This is a genomic window from Agromyces sp. P1_H4, from assembly GCF_056405255.1.
Genome location: NZ_JBFUCL010000620.1, coordinates 1 through 631, shown reverse-complemented (window position 1 = coordinate 631; position 631 = coordinate 1). Strand labels below are relative to the sequence as shown.

The window sequence follows — 631 nt, the reverse complement described above, 5'->3', positions numbered from 1 at the left end:
GAGCAGCAGGAGTCGGCCGTCGCGCGCGAGGAGGCGATGGATCGCCCGCGCGGTCGCGACGCGTTGCGCCTGGCCACCCGAGAGGCCGCCGCCGTCGGGCCCGAGCACGCGGTCGGGGTCCAGTTCCACGCCGGCGAGCCCGAGCGCGCGCCCGAGCAGTCGCGGGTCGGCGTCCTCGTCGCCGAGTCGCACGTTCGCGGCGATGGACCCCGCGAGGAGCGTCGGCGCCTGCCCCGCCCAGGCGATCCCCGATCGGTCGCCGTCCAGTCGTCGCCCGTCGAGCCGCAGGTGTCCGTCGGCGTCCGCGAAGCCCAGGAGCGCCGCGAGGAGGCTCGACTTGCCCGATCCGCTCTCCCCCGTGACCGCGACGACCTCGCCGGGCCGGACTGCGAGGTGGAACCCGTCGAGCACCAGCCGGTCTCCACGCCGCACGCGGAGATCGTCGATGACGAGGCCGCGATCGTCGGTGCTGACGGAAGCGTCGTCGACGGCCCGCCGGGACGGCTCGGCCACCGCGCGAGGGTCCGCCGGTCGCTCGGCGGCGGCCAGGAGGTCGAACGCGTCGCCCGACGCCGCGACCCCTGCCGACGACGCGTGGAAGGCCGCGCCGACGTTGCGCAGCGGCAGGAAG

The 631-nt window shown here is 76.7% G+C and carries 1 protein-coding gene; it reads right to left on the bottom strand.

Features of this window, described 5'->3' with window-relative positions; translation table 11 throughout:
- Positions 1-631: ATP-binding cassette domain-containing protein (locus AC1DY2_RS20420; RefSeq protein WP_476764075.1), on the bottom strand; the 631-nt coding region annotated here is incomplete at both ends.